Annotated in this window: 12 protein-coding genes, 1 tRNA gene and 3 pseudogenes; 10 read left to right on the top strand and 6 right to left on the bottom strand. The window is 43.4% G+C overall.

The annotated features are described in order from the left end of the window. Positions 1–19: 19 nt before the first annotated feature. The 5 genes from KW548_05945 to KW548_05925 all read left to right on the top strand — a co-directional run bounded on the left by KW548_05945 (position 20) and on the right by KW548_05925 (position 6,733). Positions 20–1,153 (top strand): flagella assembly protein FlgT, encoded by a 1,134-nt coding sequence (locus tag KW548_05945; GenBank protein QXX07540.1) that lies wholly within the window; start codon positions 20–22, stop codon positions 1,151–1,153. Between the two features lie 52 nt (positions 1,154–1,205). Further along, a tRNA-Arg gene (locus tag KW548_05940) sits at positions 1,206–1,282 on the top strand. A gap of 630 nt (positions 1,283–1,912) precedes the next feature. Further along, a complete protein-coding gene (locus tag KW548_05935) occupies positions 1,913–4,822 on the top strand; it encodes a protein kinase (protein ID QXX07539.1) in 2,910 nt (969 codons plus the stop codon). 569 nt (positions 4,823–5,391) lie between these two features. After that, positions 5,392–5,943 (top strand): helix-turn-helix domain-containing protein, encoded by a 552-nt coding sequence (locus KW548_05930; GenBank protein ID QXX07538.1) that lies wholly within the window; start codon positions 5,392–5,394, stop codon positions 5,941–5,943. Further along, positions 5,912–6,733, top strand: a complete 822-nt coding sequence (locus KW548_05925) for a VUT family protein (protein QXX07537.1) — start codon at positions 5,912–5,914, stop codon at positions 6,731–6,733. The genes KW548_05930 and KW548_05925 overlap by 32 nt, the downstream gene beginning before the upstream one ends. 67 nt (positions 6,734–6,800) lie before the next feature. Here KW548_05925 and KW548_05920 read toward each other — a convergent pair whose 3' ends face one another. Further along, positions 6,801–7,574: a methyltransferase domain-containing protein gene (locus tag KW548_05920; protein ID QXX07536.1), complete on the bottom strand. Its 774-nt coding sequence runs from the start codon at positions 7,572–7,574 to the stop codon at positions 6,801–6,803. Positions 7,575–8,215: 641 nt separating this feature from the next. On the opposite strand from KW548_05920, the pseudogene KW548_05915 reads away from it, so the two are divergent. After that, positions 8,216–8,721 (top strand): annotated as a pseudogene (locus tag KW548_05915) (Fe3+-citrate ABC transporter substrate-binding protein). A 52-nt stretch (positions 8,722–8,773) separates the two neighbouring features. On the opposite strand, the gene KW548_05910 reads toward KW548_05915, so the two are convergent. The 3 genes from KW548_05910 to gltX form a co-directional block, all read right to left on the bottom strand. Further along, positions 8,774–9,724 carry an OmpA family protein gene (locus KW548_05910; GenBank protein ID QXX07535.1) on the bottom strand — a complete coding sequence of 317 codons (951 nt, stop codon included), beginning with the start codon at positions 9,722–9,724 and terminating at the stop codon, positions 8,774–8,776. A 231-nt stretch (positions 9,725–9,955) separates the two neighbouring features. Then, the gene (locus KW548_05905; protein ID QXX07990.1) at positions 9,956–10,111 is read right to left on the bottom strand and encodes a hypothetical protein; all 156 of its coding nucleotides are present in this window, start codon (positions 10,109–10,111) and stop codon (positions 9,956–9,958) included. A 124-nt stretch (positions 10,112–10,235) separates the two neighbouring features. Further along, complete coding sequence (gene gltX / locus KW548_05900; GenBank protein QXX07534.1) at positions 10,236–11,663, bottom strand: glutamate--tRNA ligase; 1,428 nt, start codon at positions 11,661–11,663, stop codon at positions 10,236–10,238. Between the two features lie 449 nt (positions 11,664–12,112). On the opposite strand from gltX, the gene KW548_05895 reads away from it, so the two are divergent. The 4 genes and pseudogenes from KW548_05895 (at position 12,113) to KW548_05880 (ending at position 17,845) form a co-directional block, all read left to right on the top strand. Continuing rightward, positions 12,113–14,809: a heavy metal translocating P-type ATPase gene (locus KW548_05895; GenBank protein ID QXX07533.1), complete on the top strand. Its 2,697-nt coding sequence runs from the start codon at positions 12,113–12,115 to the stop codon at positions 14,807–14,809. Positions 14,810–14,817: 8 nt separating this feature from the next. Further along, a pseudogene (locus KW548_05890) lies at positions 14,818–15,260 on the top strand (DUF411 domain-containing protein). 303 nt (positions 15,261–15,563) lie between these two features. Continuing rightward, positions 15,564–16,163, top strand: coding sequence for a porin family protein (locus KW548_05885; GenBank protein ID QXX07532.1), 600 nt, complete (start codon positions 15,564–15,566; stop codon positions 16,161–16,163). A gap of 192 nt (positions 16,164–16,355) precedes the next feature. After that, positions 16,356–17,845: pseudogene (locus KW548_05880) on the top strand (winged helix-turn-helix domain-containing protein). 53 nt (positions 17,846–17,898) lie between these two features. Here the strand turns inward: KW548_05880 and hemH are convergent. Together hemH and adk are read right to left on the bottom strand one after the other, a co-directional pair. After that, on the bottom strand, positions 17,899–18,855 hold the full coding sequence (gene hemH / locus KW548_05875; GenBank protein ID QXX07531.1) for a ferrochelatase: 957 nt from the start codon (positions 18,853–18,855) through the stop codon (positions 17,899–17,901). A 133-nt stretch (positions 18,856–18,988) separates the two neighbouring features. Beyond that, positions 18,989–19,633 (bottom strand): adenylate kinase, encoded by a 645-nt coding sequence (gene adk, locus KW548_05870; protein ID QXX07530.1) that lies wholly within the window; start codon positions 19,631–19,633, stop codon positions 18,989–18,991. Positions 19,634–19,648: the final 15 nt, after the last annotated feature.

The raw sequence follows: 19,648 nt of genomic DNA, 5'->3' as shown, positions 1-19,648 counted from the left end.
ACCAATTTGGAATCTGAGTATGAAAAAATCACTTCTTGTCCTAATTTCAACCATTTACGCTTCGCTTTACGCGACTATAGCGTCTGCTGGATGGTATGAAGTGACGGGTACCGCTACTGTGGTTTCCTCTGAAGAGGTCGCTCGTATTCATGCCTTGGAAGACGCCATCTATAAAGCCATCAGCTTTTCTGGCGCTGACATCGGCAGTATTTCAAACTTAAGACCGCTGCTCGAAAGTGACCGTAAGGAGTATCAATTCAGCAATACCGAAGTTCGCTATATTTTGGTCGATGAGCAAAAAGTGCGCAGTGGCGTCATGTTTGTCAAAGCACGTATTGATATCTACCCATCGGCAACAGGTTGCCATGTCAGTCAATACAAAAAAACGTTTCTGGTCGGCAATATCGACGTGGAATCCCCTCAACAGGCCGTCATGGGCCAAATTTATAGTGTGGGGGACGATTTTGCGACTGTGATTAATCGCCAACTTGACCAACAATCCGCAAGTTTTGTCTCTGTTGGTACCACAGACTATCAAATAAGCCAGCGTTATCCGGAACGTCTTAAAATGATCGCACAAGACACAGGTGCTCAATACATCATCGGTGGCGTTATCACCGACTTAACTGCCACCATTGAGCAGAAGGTGTTAAGAGACGATATCATCAACCGTCAGTTTGCGCTGGAAATGACCGTATTCGATGGCAAAACTGGTAATGAAGTGTACAACCGCAATTATCGTGAAGTGGCGCGCTGGCCATTTCCAAAAACCAGTCAAGTCGATACTAAAAGTGCTCGTTTCTGGGCCTCAACATACGGTGATATGATGCTGCGAGTCAGCCGTAACATCATGCTAGATTTGGAATCGGAAGTATCGTGTAAGATTACGCTCCCAGAAATCATTTCAAAGTGGGACAATGTCCTTACTATGGATTTAGGCCGCATCCACGGCGTTCAGCAAGGGGATAAGCTCAAACTTTGGCATACAGGATCCTTTATAGACCAACGCGGTTTACCGCGTAATAAGGTGACAGAATCGAACATTACTCTCACAGTCTCCCGTGTGTATGAAAACGAAGCAGAGCTGACCGTTGATCAGCCTGAACTGGCGGGCAGTATTCAGATTGGCGATGTGATGCACAAGATGCTTTAAATCAGTAAGTTAGGGTTTAACAATCTGATTCAATTGAGTATCATGAAGCCAAGCTCCCGTGGCACAGCTGGATAGCGCGATCCCCTCCTAAGGGATAGGTCACAGGTTCGAATCCTGTCGGGAGCGCCAGATAAATAAAGGCCTGAGAGCAAATTTGCTGTCAGGCCTTTTTGGTATTTGTGTTGCCAATATGTCGCTGAAAATAGCCTTTGAACCAAAATCATGGCCGACTTAAAGTCCCTTACTTCTACTAGATTGAAGCCCATCATATGGCATAACCGTTAAGGGGCAGCCTTTCACACAAAGATACTTCCCTGCTGAAATTAGAGAGGTGAACAAGGTATTCGCAACATAAACGTAGACAAGGTAAGAAATGCACAGGCCGCGACATGCCCCTATTTTGCCTTCATTGGTCCTCGTATATTTATCCATGACAGAGAATTACCGTCGTTAAAAATGAGACTTTTGGCTTTGCTCAACACCGAACGGACCTAAATAAACCTAAAAGCCCATTGCCAGCCCTAACTATACCAACCCACTCATTCACCCCATCAATGAAAAAGAGCAAGGCTACGTATCTACATGAAATTAAGTGTTAAAATTATCAGCCATAGATTAGCAAGCCCTTGTTGCGTCTAGGCTAAAACGTTCTAAAGCCCAAAAAATAAAAAAAAATATAAATCAATTTATGAACCCTGACGAAAAGTGATTTGTTATAAATCTGAGCTCATTTTAATCAACTAGAGCTTGAAATCGTTTATGAAAAAAATACAACACTCACAGAAGAAAACCGGAAGGTTATCTTTGTCCAAAATATCTTTAGGGATATTGTGCGCATTAGGATGCATTGGTGCTGCCAATGCGGCAGATCATCAACTGAATGAACAACGAGACTTAAGAGAAGCATTGGAACTTTCTCAAGCATTGGAAATATCAAAACAACAAGCCGCACAAGAGCAGCAACTGCGTGATAACGAAGCGCGCGAGCTGGCGGAAGCTATCGAACTGTCGAAAGCATTGGAGCTGTCTAAACAGCAAGCTCTCAAAGAACAACAACTGCGTGATAACGAAGCGCGCGAGCTGGCGGAAGCTATCGAATTGTCGAAAGCATTGGAGCTGTCTAAACAGCAAGCTCTCAAAGAACAACAACTACGTGATAACGAAGCGCGCGAGCTGGCGGAAGCTATCGAATTGTCGAAAGCATTGGAGCTGTCTAAACAGCAAGCACAAAAAGAACAAAACCAGCTTGAAATTGATACGGCTAATATTCTCGAAAGCCTTAAAGGCCTCGGCATGCCGTTGGAGGAAGACTATCAGCCACACATTTCTGAAGTTGAAGTGATTGAGGACATCCAAGAGCCAGTTGATTTTTATGCTGCCATGGGTGCACCAGTCCACCTTAGTGAACAGGACTTAAGCAAACCGCTCGCACCCATCACATCAACCAAAAAGGTTGATGGCATTGCTTCTCAAGAAAAAGAAGCGCTTGATGCCCTGATGGCTAAGCAAGAAGAAAAACAGCTTGAAATTGACACGGCTAATATTCTCGAAAGCCTTAAAGGGCTCGGCATGCCGTTGGAGGATGAGCATCAGAAATATATTTCTGAAGTTGAAGTGATTGAGGACATACAAGAGCCAGTTGATCTTTATGCTGTATTGGGCGCACCAGTCGTTGTTGGTGAAGAAGACTTAAGCAAGCCGCTCGCACCCATCACATCAACACAAAAGGTTGATGGCATTGCTTCTCAAGAAAAAGAAGCGCTTGATACGTTGATTGAGCAATCAAAGCAATCCTCGTTGGTCGATGGAGACTCTACCGAGTTAAATATCGACCTCAGCAAAGTACTTGAAGGCTTAAAAGGTTTAGGTATGCCGTTGGAGGATGAGTATCAACCATATATTTCAGAAGTTGAAGTGATTGAGGACATTCAAGAGCCGGTTGATCTATATGCTGTGTTGGGCGCACCAGTCCTTGTTGGTGAAGAAGACCTAAGCAAGCCGTTCGCACCAATCATCTCAACCCAAAAAGTTGATGGCCTTGCGTCTATAGAGTTATTAAACGAACCTCTAGAAGAACAACCGCATTCTGCTCTGTTAGACTCCCTATATTCGGTAAAAGCAAAGATTGCGAGAGATGCCGATGCTGAGCAAGGTATATTAGCGATGCAAGTGGGTGATGAATTTGAGATCATTCAAGATAAACATATGCCATGGCTATGGGCTGCAAATCGAGAGACAGGCGAAGCAGGTTGGGTAAACTTTGCTGATACAGAATATACACAAAGAAGCTTAGATCTCTTTAAACGAAGAGACTTAGCTCAGCTAAAAGCAAAACAAGCCCGCGAAGCTGCATCGTTCACAGTAAAAGCCATTGGCTATTTTGACGCTGCTGCTTTCGAGGGCACTGAAGAAATTGAACGTCTGACGAATACCAAGGTCTTCTCCTTGGAAGAAGGCGAACAGTTTTACATCACGGACTACAGCGAAGATTGGTGGGAAGCGATTGACGCTCAAGGTAACACCGGGCTCGTCCCATCCAACCTAGTGGAAATTGTTGAAAAAATGACAGGGCTTGAGCATTCTGCTCTAGAAAGACATGCCTCTATCGTGTCCCCTAAACATGTTGATCAATCTATGGGCTTAACCCATGTAGAACCAGACCTGATCAAAGGTACTGAGCTAAAGGCCTCTAAGTACAAACTCGCTGATGAAAAAGACTTTTACTTTAGAGCTCGACTACTCAGCGAACTTCATGCACAAAATGCACAAATATTTGGGCAGAGTGCTGGCAGTTTAGAGGGTATTTACGCAGGGGTTGATTGGCATGTAGGGGACAAAATACAGAGTGGTGCTTTTGGTGCTATCTATCCGATTACCTTTACGTTGCCAAGTGGTAGCGCAGTGCAAATGGCCCTGAAAGTGATCTCCAGCTACAAGGTAGACATCAACAGCATTAACAATGAACTTGGCATGCTCAAAAAATTCAATGGTCATCCACGTTTTGTTTCATACTACGGTTCATACCAAACCAAAGAGGGAGATTACATCATCGCAATGGAGTTGATGGAAGGAGATGTTTTCGATGAGGCGATTCCATATACCTCAACAATGTTTACTCAAGTCGTTGATGCTTTAGCGGAACTAAGAAAAGAAGGCATCTTCCATGGGGACATAAAAGCCGAGAACGTTTTGCATAAAAATGGGCAATATTATATGGCAGACCTAGGTGGTTCAAAACAAGCCTATTTCGGTGTTGAGCACCCTCACGTGGCGTTCACGTGGTTAACTAGTGCTCCGGAAATAGAACATGTTCCACATTTCGCGCTGACTCGCCAGAACTTAGCTCAAGAAAATCCTTATTTACTTGACCCATTTGCTGCCGATGTATTTTCTGCGGGTATGACACTTATGCTTAAGAAGCACGAGAAATTTGCCGCCGAAGTATGGAAAACGATTACCGATGAACGCGATACTTACGCCAGCGAACACGAAATGGATCGTATGTACAAAATGACGTTAATTCGTGAATTTACCGCGTTAGTGCAAGCTAAAGATGGCCGTATGGATGCAGAAGATACGCTTTTAGCTCAGATGGTTAAACCTAACCCTGAAGAGCGAATTACCGTTGCGGAGCTTCAACGAGCTCTACTCAAGCAGCGCCTAATGTAATCAATATCCATTTGAAATTCCGGCTTTCTATCCGGACATAAATCTCTGAGGGAAAGGACTCCCCCATTTTCAACGTCATCGAATCAAAAAATAACGACGTTCCAGCAAACTCCTCAATTTAAGCCCCCTCCCCTGAGCTAACCCATAATTTTTTGACGTGAGAAAGTAACACTATCAGTGTCAGCAATATAACCTCATTTTAAGCATAAAAAAGCCCCTTTCCACTCAAGAAAGAGGCACACCAACATAGCGTTACACAAGGGTCTATAATTGGGTTTCTAACCTAAAAGACTTAACAGGCTATTTCCAATTCGAACATCGAAACCAAACCAACTTGCCCAGATATTCATTGTACGTTGCATTTCAAGTCATTAACGGCAGCATGACCCGTCATTGCTTGTATAACATCACATAGCACAACTCCGAATAATCCAAGACTAAATCTTGAGATTTTCGACAAAAAAGAGCTTAATATATGAATCATAACGTTGTCAAATGTGAAACTTTTTTCAACAAAAAATAATCTCATACTGTGTAACAGTTCATAAAACACAATTCGGAGAAGTATATTGAAAGATGTCAGCACTATCGGCGGGCGACTAAAAGAAATTCTTTTTGTTAAAGGTGTTTCTGCAGCTGAGCTATGTAGAAAAGTGGGTATTGAGAGAGGCTACATGAGTAAACTTCTCAATAACAAAATTAAAAACCCGCATAAGAATATGACCCAAATAGCGAAAGCACTTAATGTATCCTACGAATGGCTGATGACAGGTGTTGAGCGCAATGGTACCTATGAGCGAGATTACGATGTAGAAGGTATAGTTAATTCTAAGCTTCAAAAGATTGGTTTTTTTGAAACTGGTATGCCAATATCCAAGTTCCACAAGCTTATATATAATGATGAGTCCATCAATATAATTAGCACTAAGAAACTTGGTGCCGGAAACTATTTATTTCAAAGCGGTGAAGACATTATCGAGTTATTTAGAGTAGATAATTTTATAAATTTAACTTGGTATCCTCACGAACCTGAAAAAGATTACATCCCAATTGGCAAGGTTATCACTAAAATCAGTAAGGAACATATCAATGACAAGAAGCTTAAACTTGTTGAAGGTTGAGAATGGCTTAATATATTACACAAATGAAGATAACGACTACGTCTTAAGTTCGCCAGCTAGGGGGCTGATTAACAAAGGACTTGTCGTATTCTTCAAAAAGGAACATCGAGACTTAATCCACGCCATGGACCCCATGACCAAATTTGATATTAAATGGTACGGATTCCTCACTGCACTTTACCTTGCGTCACTATTAGTTGCAGTTCCTATGTCACCTCACAGCGTTGAAATATTCGGCACTTGGCAACCAGCGGGTATTTTAATTTTTCCGCTCACCTTCTTGGTTCTCGATACTATTAATGCAACATTGAGATATGAGTATGCAAAATCTACCACTTACTTTGGTGCTGGCATGTGCGTATTGGCATCAGGATTAATAGCACTCACTTTTTCTACTTTTGATATTCAATCCCCTTATAAAGAAGTCTTTGAACCACTTATTTATTTATATCTAATTAATAGTCTATGTATTCTATCAGCCGACCAAGCAAACAACTTTATTTTTAGAAAACTCAGTATAAAACTGCATAAAGCACCTATTTGGGCACGTTCTATTATTTCAAGCACAATTGGTCAGGCCCTGTACACGGTCATTTGGATAGGATTATTCTTTAATTCTGCCACATCGTTAAGTTTACTACAGAAAATTGCTGACAATTATTTATTTAAAGTCGGTTACGCTGTCGCTCTTCTCCCTATTCTCTACGCTCTCGTGTTTACCTACAATACCCTAAAAGTAAAGAAACAGCATGACTTTGCTAAGTTAGATGAAGACTCAAAGTATGCATAACTAACACATCTCGATATAAAAAAGCTCAGATAACCTATCCGAGCTTTTTGTTATCTGCTTATCTCTCTTATGCCTTACCAAAACTCGCAATCAACCTGAAGATACAAACATCAAAGCTCTCACGACTCTGCGAGACCTCTTCAATATAACTTTCTAGATCGCCAGCGAAGGACGAAGGAATCGATAGTGTGTAACTTGAAGCTGAGGTATACACTTTGTAGGCCCCTGACATAAAGAACTTTTTAAACTCTTCACCTGTGAAAACATACTCGAACTCTCTAGGTGTGATTGAAAGGACACTAAACCCTCTCGACTCAAACATTTCTTTGTATTCCTCTGGGCTTTCCAAATGCATACAGGGCATACGAAAATTTTGGCCAAGTTGTGGATAGTAGGCACGGAAAAACTCCGCCATCAGAACCATGATCTGAGGACACCATTCCTGCTTATAGGGGGTTTGAAGAACGAATACACCATTCACATTGAGCGCATCCTTAATGTTAGAAAGCGCAGCATCATAATCCTGATACCACTGGAACGATGAATTCGATGTGATGACATCAAATTTGAGTTCCGTAGTGAGCTGACGAACATCTGCGTGTTCGAACTGAACCGGACTGTCAGGGTATAACTTATGTGCCTGCTCAAGCATTTCCTTCGAGGCATCTATAGCCACCATTACCTGAGGATTCGAGTATGCCTGTATAAGGTGAGAGACTTTCCCGGAACCGCAACCAATATCAAGCAAACGCCCTACTTGGGTTGGTAAGAGCTGAATTAACTCTTTCGCTGCATCAAACTGAACGATGCCATTGCTGTGGTATTCTTTACTGTAATTCATAAGTGGTCGCTCTTGATCTCAAGCCGGTCATGATAGTCTAAAAGCGCCTACATCGCAGCGATAGGTACTTCAAGAATTACACGTGTTATATACCATTCTCTTAACAAACAACGAGGACAAAAGATAGGATTAACACTGGATTCGAAAGTCATTTTGAAAACAGGTTACATCCAATAATGATATTGTCTTGTTTAGCAACATAACCTTTAAGCTCGGATGGCTGAGTTTTTGTCATCAGATCATACGCCAAACCTGACACGATTAAACCTTCCGTCTGACCTTCTTTGTCAGCAAATGTATTCCAAAAATAGACATCTAATTAACCTGATACTTTACTGTTGCAACATCCATGACGCCAAGATGCTACAGCCTACTGTAGAAACTGACCATTCAAGGACCGTTAGAACAACGATAGCTTAAAAACTCCACCTCTCAACTCATGTCAATGTACAATATTCTGTGCAAAGAGCATATCGACATGCAGCAATAGAATACCAGCCTATATCATAGACATATCACTGAGATATCAAGACCCGACCATAGCATTTCTTCAAATCGATTCTATGGCTGAAAATCAAGGCTTCAACAATTGAGGACATTCAACTAAAATAGCTATTAACAAAACTATTCATAAGAAGTTAATGAAGAAAAGTAACTTGACCACTAACACTGGTCATCGCTTTATATCTAAAGCTAAGACTGCGTTTAAAATTCATATTCATACTCCTGATGATACGGTACTCCACCGCTCAGTCGGCTACGTGAGAATTGGTGATAAGAAGGGGTTAAAGAAAGCCATTAAACTTCGCAATGAACTGGGCAGTGCTATGTGGGGTAAGTTTTGGCGCAAGTTACTCAAAGACCCTTACTTAATGACCCGCCTTCCCCACTCGGTAGAACCCAAAATCATTTTCAAACCTCGTCCCACCAAAACTGATCCAAACGCCAAAGATGAGTGCTACATCGCCGCTTGGCGCAACTACGACGAAAAAGGAAAATTGATCTACAAAAGCGTGGTATGTTCAATAAAAAAACATGGGCGACTTGCGGCTTACACTAAGACCAAAAAGCACTGCTAGAGGCCAATAAAGACAATTTGGAAATCCTCGAGTTCATGGGTCGCCTCAACAGCATCGACCTGAAATAAAAAACACCCCTGACTCTCATCAGAGGTGTTCCAAAGTGCAATTCAAAAGTCGTTATTGGGCCTGATACTCAAAGGCTGGCACCATAATTTCGACACGTCGGTTTTGCTCACGACCTTCTCTCGTTTCGTTAGAAGCAATCGGATTATTTTCTCCTTCACCACGCGCCGTAATTCTTGAGGAATCAATCCCTTGTTCTTGTAGCACTTCAGCCACAGCTTGAGCGCGTTTTTCAGAAAGTTTCTGGTTATATGACGCGGCACCGCTAGAGTCAGTATAACCGACAACTTCAACAGTAGACTGAGGGAATTTCGTCATAAAGGTGACCAAATCGGCCAGCATTGTTTTGCTTTGTGGTTTCAACTCTGCACTGTTTAGTGCAAAACTGCTGGAATCCACAACTTTGGTTTCAAACGTCTGGATAATTGGCTCAACGACAACGACTTCCTCAACCATCAATTCTTCTTCCACTGGTTGCTCTACTGCTTCATCACTACCACCAAATTTTGCTATGAAGCCAAGCGTCAGTGCATTGCCCTTAAAGCGATGAGTATCAACGTTAATGTCCGTTAAACGCTGGTATTCGAGTTGAAAATCAATGGTTGGCATAAAGGAGTACGTGATACCCAATGCACCAAGTAACGAACTGTCATCTTTGTCGCCGTACTCAACATACGCACCACCTAGTTTAGCAAAAGCATCCAATCTTTCCGCTATAGGCATGGTCAATCGAGGGGCAAAAGAATAAGAGCTCAAACCCGCGTCAGTGTACCCAAACCCAGTGGTCTCACCCAAGGTATCTAGCCCTATTTCAAGGCTGATCATATCATTAAACTCATAACCAGCGAATGACCCCAAAGCCCAAGAGCTGTCATCACATGGGCCTGTAGAACAAGAGTCATTGAGCCAAGATGCCCCAGCTTTGGCACCTAAGTAGAACTGAGCGTTCGCCGATGCGGATGCAAGAAGAAGTGTAGTGGAAATGACCGCTGCTAATTTTTTCATTATGTTGTCCTTATTACTCTCAACGCGTAAATGCCGCAACTAACATTCCACACTATAACAATCAATAAGTTACAGTATGGCCACACTAACAGTACACCTTGGTACATAAAATGTACAAATAGGTTTGTAGACTGATTTCACTTTTTGGGGATTAACGAGTTACTTTCTCATAAATATGACAAAGCCCTGTTGATTCAGGGCTTTGAATAACTCTTTTTGTGAGCCGTGCAGTTAAGGCTGAACTTGATACTCAAACTCATTCATTGTGACTTCCGCCCGGCGATTCTTGATACGTCCTTCACGAGTTTGATTGGATGCGACTGGATTCGCTTCACCTGCACCTTCTACATGAATGCGTGAGTGGTTTACACCATAGTTTTCAATGATATCCGCGACAGACTGAGCAACCTGGTTAAGGAGTTATATCGACGTTTAAAGTTTTTAAACAATACGAAGACATAAAAAAACCGTAGCCTTAAGCTACGGTTTATATGCTTGATTGTGTTTTTTATTATGCGTTAGCTTCACGCTCTGCAATAAACGCAATCGCCATCTTGATACGAGCAATAACGCGCTCTTTACCTACAAGCTCCATGACAGCATCAACAGAAGGAGACTGGCCGCCACCTGTTACTGCAACACGCAGTGGCATACCAATTTTACCCATACCGATGTCTAGCTCTTCACAAACGGCTGCGATGACGCCATCTTTGATGTTCGCTGTTGTCCACGCTTCTAGCGCTTCAACTTTTGCTAAAGCCAACTCTAGCGGGCCTTTAGCGACACCACGTAGGTGCTTCTTAGCGGCGCCAGCTTCAAACTCAGAGAAATCTTCGTAGAAGTAACGGATTTGCTCTGCAAGCTCTACGAGAGTGTTACAGCGCTCACCCACAAGCTTGATCACTTCTGTGATTGCAGGACCGTTGTCAATGTTTAGATTTTGGTTGTCTAGATGCCACTGTAGGTGTTCAGCTACGTACTCAGGCGTCGAAGCCTTGATGTAATGGTTGTTTAACCAAAGCAGCTTTTCCGTGTTAAACGCCGACGCTGATTTAGAGATGGCATCTAGAGTGAATAGATTGATCATCTCTTCTTGAGAAAAGATTTCTTGATCACCATGAGACCAGCCTAGACGCACTAGGTAGTTATTTAGAGCATTGGGTAGATAACCTTCGTCACGATATTGCATCACTGATACCGCGCCGTGACGCTTAGACAGTTTCGCGCCATCATCGCCTAGGATCATTGCACAGTGCGCGAATGTAGGCACAGGTGCACCTAACGCTTCATAAATGTTGATTTGACGAGGCGTATTGTTGATGTGGTCTTCACCGCGAACAACATGAGTGATCCCCATATCCCAGTCATCCACAACCACAACGAAGTTGTAAGTTGGAGCACCATCAGTACGACGAATAATAAGATCATCTAGCTGGCTGTTTGCGATTTCAATGCGACCACGGATCTGATCATCGAATACCACACTACCTTCTTTCGGGTTACGGAAACGGATAACAAACGCATCGCCTTCTTTCGCTTCTGCGTTTGCTGCAACGATTTTCGGGTGATTCGCATCGTAACGCGGCATCTCTTTTGCAGCTTCTTGCTCAGAGCGGATTTCGTCTAGCAGCTCTTTAGACGCATAACATTTGTAAGCTTTGTCTTCTGCTAGTAGCTTATCAACCATTTCGTTGTAACGGTCAAAACGCTTTGACTGGAAGTAAGGGCCTTCATTCCACTCAAGCCCCATCCACTGCATTCCTTCAAGGATCGCATCGACGGCTTCCTGAGAGTTACGTTCTAAATCCGTATCTTCGATACGTAGAACGAATTCACCGCCTTGGTTTTTAGCAAAAAGCCAAGAGTAAAGTGCAGTACGCGCACCACCAACGTGAAGGTAGCCTGTTGGGCTAGGAGCAAAACGAGTTTTAACCGTCATGTAAAATACCTTGATTTGTCTAGATGACTACACCAATCATTAGAGTCTATGAATGGTGCCAAAATTGCGCGTATTTTAGCACCGATGTACAAATCTACAATCCGTCTTATACAGAATTCACGGTTGATTGAGATGTTTTCTGACCGTGAAATAAATCTTTACCGTGGTTGCCACTTGATGGAGAGAAACACGCGTTGCACAAACTGGACTCTACGTCGCATCTGCGACCAGTAGTCGTCGATAGCAGGAAGGATAACGCCCGTTAAGAGCAATATAATTATAGATAAACAGTGGTGATGACTTTATTGAAATACATCGTAAGCTAAACCATAGCGAACTCGGCTATCTCGTCAGTTTTGACATTTTGGTATTTCTTCATTGACAGTGCTTGACCTTCCCCTTGAGGTAAGGTTTATTCTCAGCAACAGTTCATCGTTGAGGGTTATGTTATGCGTCAGTTCGACATTCCACTATCTGGTTTAAGCTGTATGGGTTGCGCTCGGAAAGTTGAGCGAGAACTTACCTCTCAGCATCGGGTCAGTATCCATGATTTAACGCCACAGTACATTACTCTGGATAGCGACAGCCGCTTTGCGGATTTAGAAAAGTCAATTCAATCTCTAGGGTATCAGGCAGGTCATCAGTATCAGTTCGACCTATCAGGACTAAGCTGCGGTAAATGTGTGGCCAAACTTGAGTCCGCTTTAAAAGAAAGTAACGATATTGGCCAATTTGATGTATCGAAAACTAGGCTTTCTCTTTCGACGTTACTCACACAGCAACAAGTAAAAGATCTTGTCGCCTCTCTCGGTTATCAGGCCGGAGAGCCTGAGGCAGAAATAAAAGAGCCAACGGCTCAACCACAAAAAATCACTCAGCCAAAATCGCACCTTCCTCCTTCCAATCGTAATGAAACCCTTCATTTTTTGATTTCAGGGATGACTTGTGCCAGTTGTGTGGCGTCTGTTGAACGAGCACTGACCCAGGTAGAAGGCATAGCCAAAGCTCAAGTTAACCTTGCGGAGCAAAGTGCCTTAGTTTTCAGTACCTATAAAGACAGCAAAACCGTTAACGCTATAGCCAATGCAGTAAAAGAAGCTGGCTATCAGGCTGAAATTGTTGACGACCCAGCAACACAACAAGAGAAGCAACAGGCCCAACAAATGGCCGTGCAAGCTCATCATAAGAAAAGTGCATGGGCAGGTATTGCCATCGGCGTACCACTCATGCTTTGGGGTGTGTTGGGTGGCAATATGATGATTCGTACCAGTCAGGATCAGTTAATTTGGGGCGTCGTTGGGGTTATTTGTTTCTGGCTTCTTACCACCGCAGGAAAAAGCTTCTTCTCCAACGCTTGGCAAGCCCTTACACACAAGCGTGCAACCATGAACACCCTCGTTGCGCTGGGTACGGGTGCCGCTTGGCTGTTCTCAATGTTAGTTGTGGCTTTCCCAGATTGGTTTCCACCAGCGTCACGCCATGTTTACTTTGAAGCCAGCGCGATGATTGTCGGTCTGATTTCTTTAGGCCATTACATTGAGGCAAAAGCGAAAGCCAAAACCACTCGTTCTTTGCAGGCTTTGATTAAACTTCAGCCTAATGAAGCCGTGTTGATTACCGAATCTGACGACCAAGTGATTGCCATTGACCAGATAACAGAAGGTATGCAACTGCGAATTAAACCCGGTGAAAAGGCTCCTATCGATGGGCGCGTCGTTTCAGGTGAGTCTTACCTAGATGAATCTATGCTGACTGGCGAACCTGTCCCCGTCTACAAACAATGTGGCGATACGATTTCTGCAGGTACGTTAAATCAGGATGGCAGCTTAGTCATTGAAGCAACGGGAGTGGGTAGCAATACCATGCTGTCGCGGATTATTACCATGGTGCGGGAAGCGCAAAGCAGCAAACCCGCCATCGCCAAACTGGCGGATCAAATTTCGGCTGTCTTTGTCCCTGTCGTTGTCGCGATTGCTCTGTTCTCTGCCCTAGTATGGTTTATGGTTGGCCCTGAGCCGAAAGCGAGCTACATGTTGGTCGTTACCACCACTGTACTGATCATTGCTTGTCCGTGTGCGCTAGGTTTAGCGACCCCACTATCGGTGACTGTTGGTATTGGTAAAGCCGCTGAAATGGGGATTTTAATCAAAGATGCAGATGTACTTCAGTCTGCAAGCAATATTGATACGGTGGTTTTTGATAAGACAGGTACATTAACTCAGGGCAAGCCTGACGTTCAGCATATCTTCGCTCTTAATCAGGACGATCAACAACTGCTAACCGCAGCGGCTAGCATAGAGCAATACTCAGAGCATCCACTGGCAAAAGCCATCGTCAAGCAGGCTCAAGAACATCAGCTTAGTTTGGGTGAAGTTCGCGATTTCAATAACATGCGCGGCATGGGAGTGACTGGTGTTTTAGAAAATGAAAGTATCGCGGTGGTGTCTTTGCCTTATGCTCAAAAACAAGAGCTCAAGCTTGAAGGACTTGAACAAGAACTGCAGCGCTGCGCAAATAATGCTTGGACCCCAGTGATTGTCGTTCAGCAAAATCAGGTATCAGGTTTAATCGCCATCGCCGACCCAATTAAACAAGATGCGAAGCAAGCGGTGGATGCCCTACGCTCAATGCAAATTACTCCGGTCATGTTAACCGGCGACAACCAGCATGTTGCTAAGGCGATAGCCCAGCAACTCGGGATCGAACAAGTAATATCTCAAGTACTACCAGATGAAAAAGCAGGCCATGTGGCTAAAATTCAGGCAAGCGGAAAGCGCGTTGCTATGATTGGTGATGGAGTCAACGATGCGCCCGCTCTCGCGCTGGCAGATATTGGTATCGCCATGGGTAGCGGTAGCGACGTCGCAATCGAAAGTGCACAAATGACCTTACTCAACTCATCACCGCTGGCCGTTGTTAAAGCCATCGAACTTTCCAAAGCAACGATTAAAAACATGAAACAGAATTTATTCGGTGCGTTCATTTATAACTCTTTAGGTATTCCAATCGCAGCTGGCGTACTGTATCCAGCCTTCGGATTTTTGCTCAGCCCAGTCGTCGCTGGCGCAGCAATGGCACTCTCATCAATCACCGTTGTGAGCAATGCCAACCGATTAAGACTTTTTAAATCTTCGATTCGTTCATAGAGGTGTGTATGAAAACTCAAGTTATTTCCTTTGCGTCCCTGCTTTTACTGTCCAGTCACGCCCTAGCGGCAGAGGTACTAAACCACAAGTCACCCTACTGTGGATGCTGTACAGAATGGACTAAACACATGCAAGAAGCTGGATTCACGGTTGAAGAAAAATTGCACGATGATATGAATTCATTAAAACAAAAGCTGGGGATAAAACCACAATTGGCCTCATGCCACACTGCTGAAATTAACGGTTTTGTCTTTGAGGGGCACGTTCCAGCACAGGACATTAAAGCTTTTTAGACAACCCACCTAAAAATGCGAAAGGTTTAGCCGTTCCTGGTATGCCGATGGGTTCGCCTGGTATGGCGTACGGCAATGAAAAAGACGCCTATTCGGTTTATGCGTTTAACGAACAAGGTCAGGTATTCGCGTACCGTTCTTACCTAGGAAACAAGTAATAACCATTTATGTTGATACATTTATATTTTTAAACGCCTGACTTTTTGAGGCGTTTTCCTTTATCACAAACCAAACTAACAATTTAAAATCAAGTCATTAGATAAAAAATGTAACTTATTTCAACTATTTTTAATTTTATTTTTAGCTTCTTTCAACACGCTCAGTTAACTTCCCTCCGGCGAAAAAGCGAGCATACGTGACGCATTTCTCATATTACGGTTAATTGATGATAACCACTGTTTTTCATCAAATCAGCCCAAGCAATCACAACTCAATACAAACCATTATTTGAGCGTAAAACGATGAAAAAAACTCTACTTGTAGCAGCATCAGCTGCACTAATTTCAATGCCTTCACTTGCTAATGAAAACTATATTGCAGTTGAACTAGGCGCTGGCTCTTACACCACATCTGGCCAACATGCCAACTCATACTTTATCAATGACGATACGGGTTTCTTAAGCCTTAAAGGTGGCCACTATTTCAGCAACAACGTACGAGCTTATGGATACCTTCAAGCTGGTGCAGAATCTAGCGTAGAATACCAAGACATCCTTGGCTCTACCTTTGCTAAGTTTAGTACTACCACTCATGAGTTTGGTGCAGGTGCTGATTATCTTCACAACCTAACAGACAAGTTCTACCTTCTAACTGGTGGTAACCTAGGTATTTATAACAGTACCTATGAAGTCTCTGCTAATGGTCTTTCAAAAGACAGTACCAACACAGGTTTAGCGGCTGGCGTAAACTTGGGCTTGGGTTACAACTTTACGGATAACTTTAGTATGGAACTTGGCTACCGACACAGCCGTTTCTTCGGAAATGATCACGAGGTTGGTGTCATTAAACTGAGTGTGGATGCTTCAAACACTGGTTACCTAAACGCTAGCTACTCTTTCTAAGCTAACGCCATCAGGTGTGGTTGGACTCACCACACCTGAATTTCCTACCTCTATCACTTAAAATTAAACAATCTCGGTTCAAGTTCTCACATTTGAGACACCCAACATCACGTTCAGGACTTATAAGCAACCTTGATATTGCGGTAGAATTCGCGTCCTCTGTTCCATCACGACGTACTTCGATAGCACTGCATGAATCTACTTGAAAAAGCCAAATCAGAACAATGTAATATTGCTATTGCAGATCTTACCTATAATCCAGTGGATAAAACTCTCCATTCCAAACAAGGAGAAATATCTCTTGAACCAAGAAACTTGGCGTTACTGGAAATTTTACTCACAAACGTTGGAAACCCAACGTCAATTGAAGAATTTATAGAGTCGGTCTGGGAAAGTCAGTACATTTCCAAAAATGTGGTTACCAACAGAATTAGCCTATTGCGTAACCTCTTCCGTGAACACTCTGAAGAAGCCGATCCATCTAAGATCATCATCACTTACCCAAAACGGGGCTATTACATTCCAGAAAGCGGCGTTCAGCTTGTGGCAAAAACATCGGACTCGAACAAAGCTCCTCAAGCAGCTAACAAGATCGTTGAAAAAAACAAACAGCGCTACGCTATTTTTCTTGGAGTTTAAACTTGATATTGAGTGCGATCGCAGTAGTGTTCGCGGTCCACACTTGGTCTCATTTTGAAGAAGACAAACAAAGTCATACTCTGCATATCCCTCAGGTTAGGCTGCTTCTCGATAGTATCAACCATGAAGAACAGAGCTTGAACCGAACAGTACTCAAACTAAAAGCGCTAATCTTGCATTCTCAAAGTTGCTCTCCGTATATTCACCTATCGAATATGAGTTCGCCAACCTACTACCTGCACAGTCTAAGCGAACATGACAATTTCCCCGGTTCAGAAGCCTTCTATGACTCAGACTACACGCTGAACTTTAACTTATGGGAAGAGGCCAATGGTATATTGAACTTGGAGAGCCTTCTTCATCACTCTGCGTCAGGCCGTGTCGCATGGCGCAAAATATATCAACTGAATCCTCCCTATTTGGCGGCGACGATTAACCAGCTCAATGTGGATTTGAGTGAATACTTCAAGCTCCCGCAGCCAATAAAACCGTTAGCCTCAAAGTTGTCTAGCCAAATTGTGCCTGTATCAGAGCTGCCCCTTGAACAACTGCTCTCACGCCAGCTCTCTGGGGTTGAAGTCCTGTTTTATACTCGAGAATTACTTTTTACTCACCAATCTAGCGATGGATTAAAGCGTTGGATAAAAAAGGTGAGGAAGCAAACTCCCACTCCCCCACCCGATCTGCATATGCTATTAGCACTCCTCACTTATCGTTCGGGTGAAGTTGAACGCAGTTTACGAATGCTTCAAAGAGAGTATGTGACCGAGATACCAGAAAATGCACTGGTTTTGCTACTGCAAGCCAACATCAACAGAAAGATAGGCAACAAGCAAATGTATGTCGCTCTGTATCTAAAAGCTATTTCTGCCCTCACCAGTATCATTGAGGCTGAGCGGGTACTCGAGCATTACTCTAGCTCCGACAGACAACAGTCATGCCTTGACCTTTGGGGTGAGGCGCTAAAAGGCGTCAAATATATTCAGGAACCACAATCTGTTTTATGGAAGGGGATTGAACGATTCTGCCAACCCTACGATTGATCATTGAAAAAAATCCACCTCGTAAGGTGGATTTTCTACTTAATCTCGCCAACTTAATGACCTATCAACTCACGCATCATCTTAATATGAAGGTCATCATCGTTTAAGCAAGGTATAAAGTTAAAAATCTCTCCACCATGCTCAATGAAGATCTCCTGACATTGCTCAGAGATCTCTTCTAGAGTTTCAAGACAATCCGCTGAAAATGCTGGCGTGAGAATGTCCAGATTCTTAATGCCTTTTGCAGGTAGCTGTTCCAACGTTTTATCAGTATATGGCTTTAGCCACTCTTCACGACCAAAACGGGATTGATAAGTCATGCCCATCTGGTCTTCGCTCAAACCTAATTCCAGTCGTAACAATTCTGTGGTCGCTTCACAGTGCTTGGGATAAATATCCCCATTATCTGCGTATCGCTGAGGAATGCCATGGTACGAACACAGTAAATAATCACCACGTCCTTTTTCTGCCCAAGAGCGCCTGACACTCTCTGCCAAGGCTTTAATGTAAGTTGGATGGTCATGATAGTCGCGGAGCATTTTATACCCTGGCATCACTGGAATATTTTTAAATGCTTTGGTTAAACCATCTGATACGGCTGCAGTGGTTGTGCCCGAGTATTGTGGGTACAGTGGTAATACAATGACCTCTTCCACGCCTTTTGCTATTAAGGACTCAATCCCTAACTGGAGGCTTGGACTGCCATAAGTCATGCCGAGTTCGACTGGAATATCGATAGATTTGGCTAGTTTCTCCGCTTGACGTTTAGAGTAAACCATGAGAGGCGATCCCTCATCCATCCAAACACTTTCGTACAACTTGGCAACTTTGGGTGAGCGAATAGGCAAAATGACGCCATGTAGAATCGGACACCATAACCAACGTGTCATATCTACAACACGTTGGTCATGCAAGAACTGACTGAGAAAACGCTTTACTTCGGAAGCTGTCGGTGCTTTTGGTGTACCTAGGTTAACCAGTAGCACACCTTGTTTTTTATTGTTTTGCATAGGACCCTATCGACACTTTAAAAGAGGCTGTACGTTGAAAACTTCTTGATCGATCAATATGTAGCGATAAAAAAAGCGACCCTTCAGGGTCGCTTCTACTATATCAAACTTTTAATTTCTGCCGTTAGCAAAATTAAGCCAATGCTTTCTCAATATCAGCGCTTACTTCTGCTACTTGTTTAGTACCGTCGAACTTAAGGTACTTGGTGTTACCTGCTGCCGCTTCTTTACCGTAGTAATCGATAAGCGGTGCAGTTTGCTCATGGTAAACACCCAAGCGTGCACGAACAGTTTCTTCTTTGTCATCATCACGAACAACCAGATCTTCACCTGTCACGTCGTCTTTGCCTTCGACTTTCGGCGGGTTGTACACTACGTGGTAAGTACGGCCAGAAGGTAGGTGAGCACGACGACCAGCCATGCGTTCAACGATAACGTCATCCGCAACATCAAATTCAATAACGTAATCGACATCAACGCCCATTTCTTTCAGACCATCAGCCTGAGGAATCGTGCGCGGGAAACCATCTAGTAGGAAACCTTTTTCACAGTCATCTTGAGCAATTCGCTCTTTGATTAGACCTAGGATAATTTCATCAGAAACTAGCTGACCAGCATCGATAACAGCTTTAGCTTGTTTACCAAGCTCTGTACCTGCTTTGATAGCAGCACGTAGCATGTCACCAGTAGAGATTTGCGGAACACCGTATTTTTCCATGATGAAATTTGCTTGTGTGCCTTTACCTGCACCTGGAGCACCTAGAAGAATGATGCGCATGTTGAATCCTCTTAA

Origin of the sequence: Vibrio neptunius, from assembly GCA_019339365.1 — a bacterium.
In the GTDB taxonomy this organism is placed as follows: Bacteria; Pseudomonadota; Gammaproteobacteria; order Enterobacterales; family Vibrionaceae; genus Vibrio; species Vibrio neptunius.
Note: the sequence above shows the minus strand (reverse complement) of the source record. Positions and strands in the feature narration are given on the sequence as shown.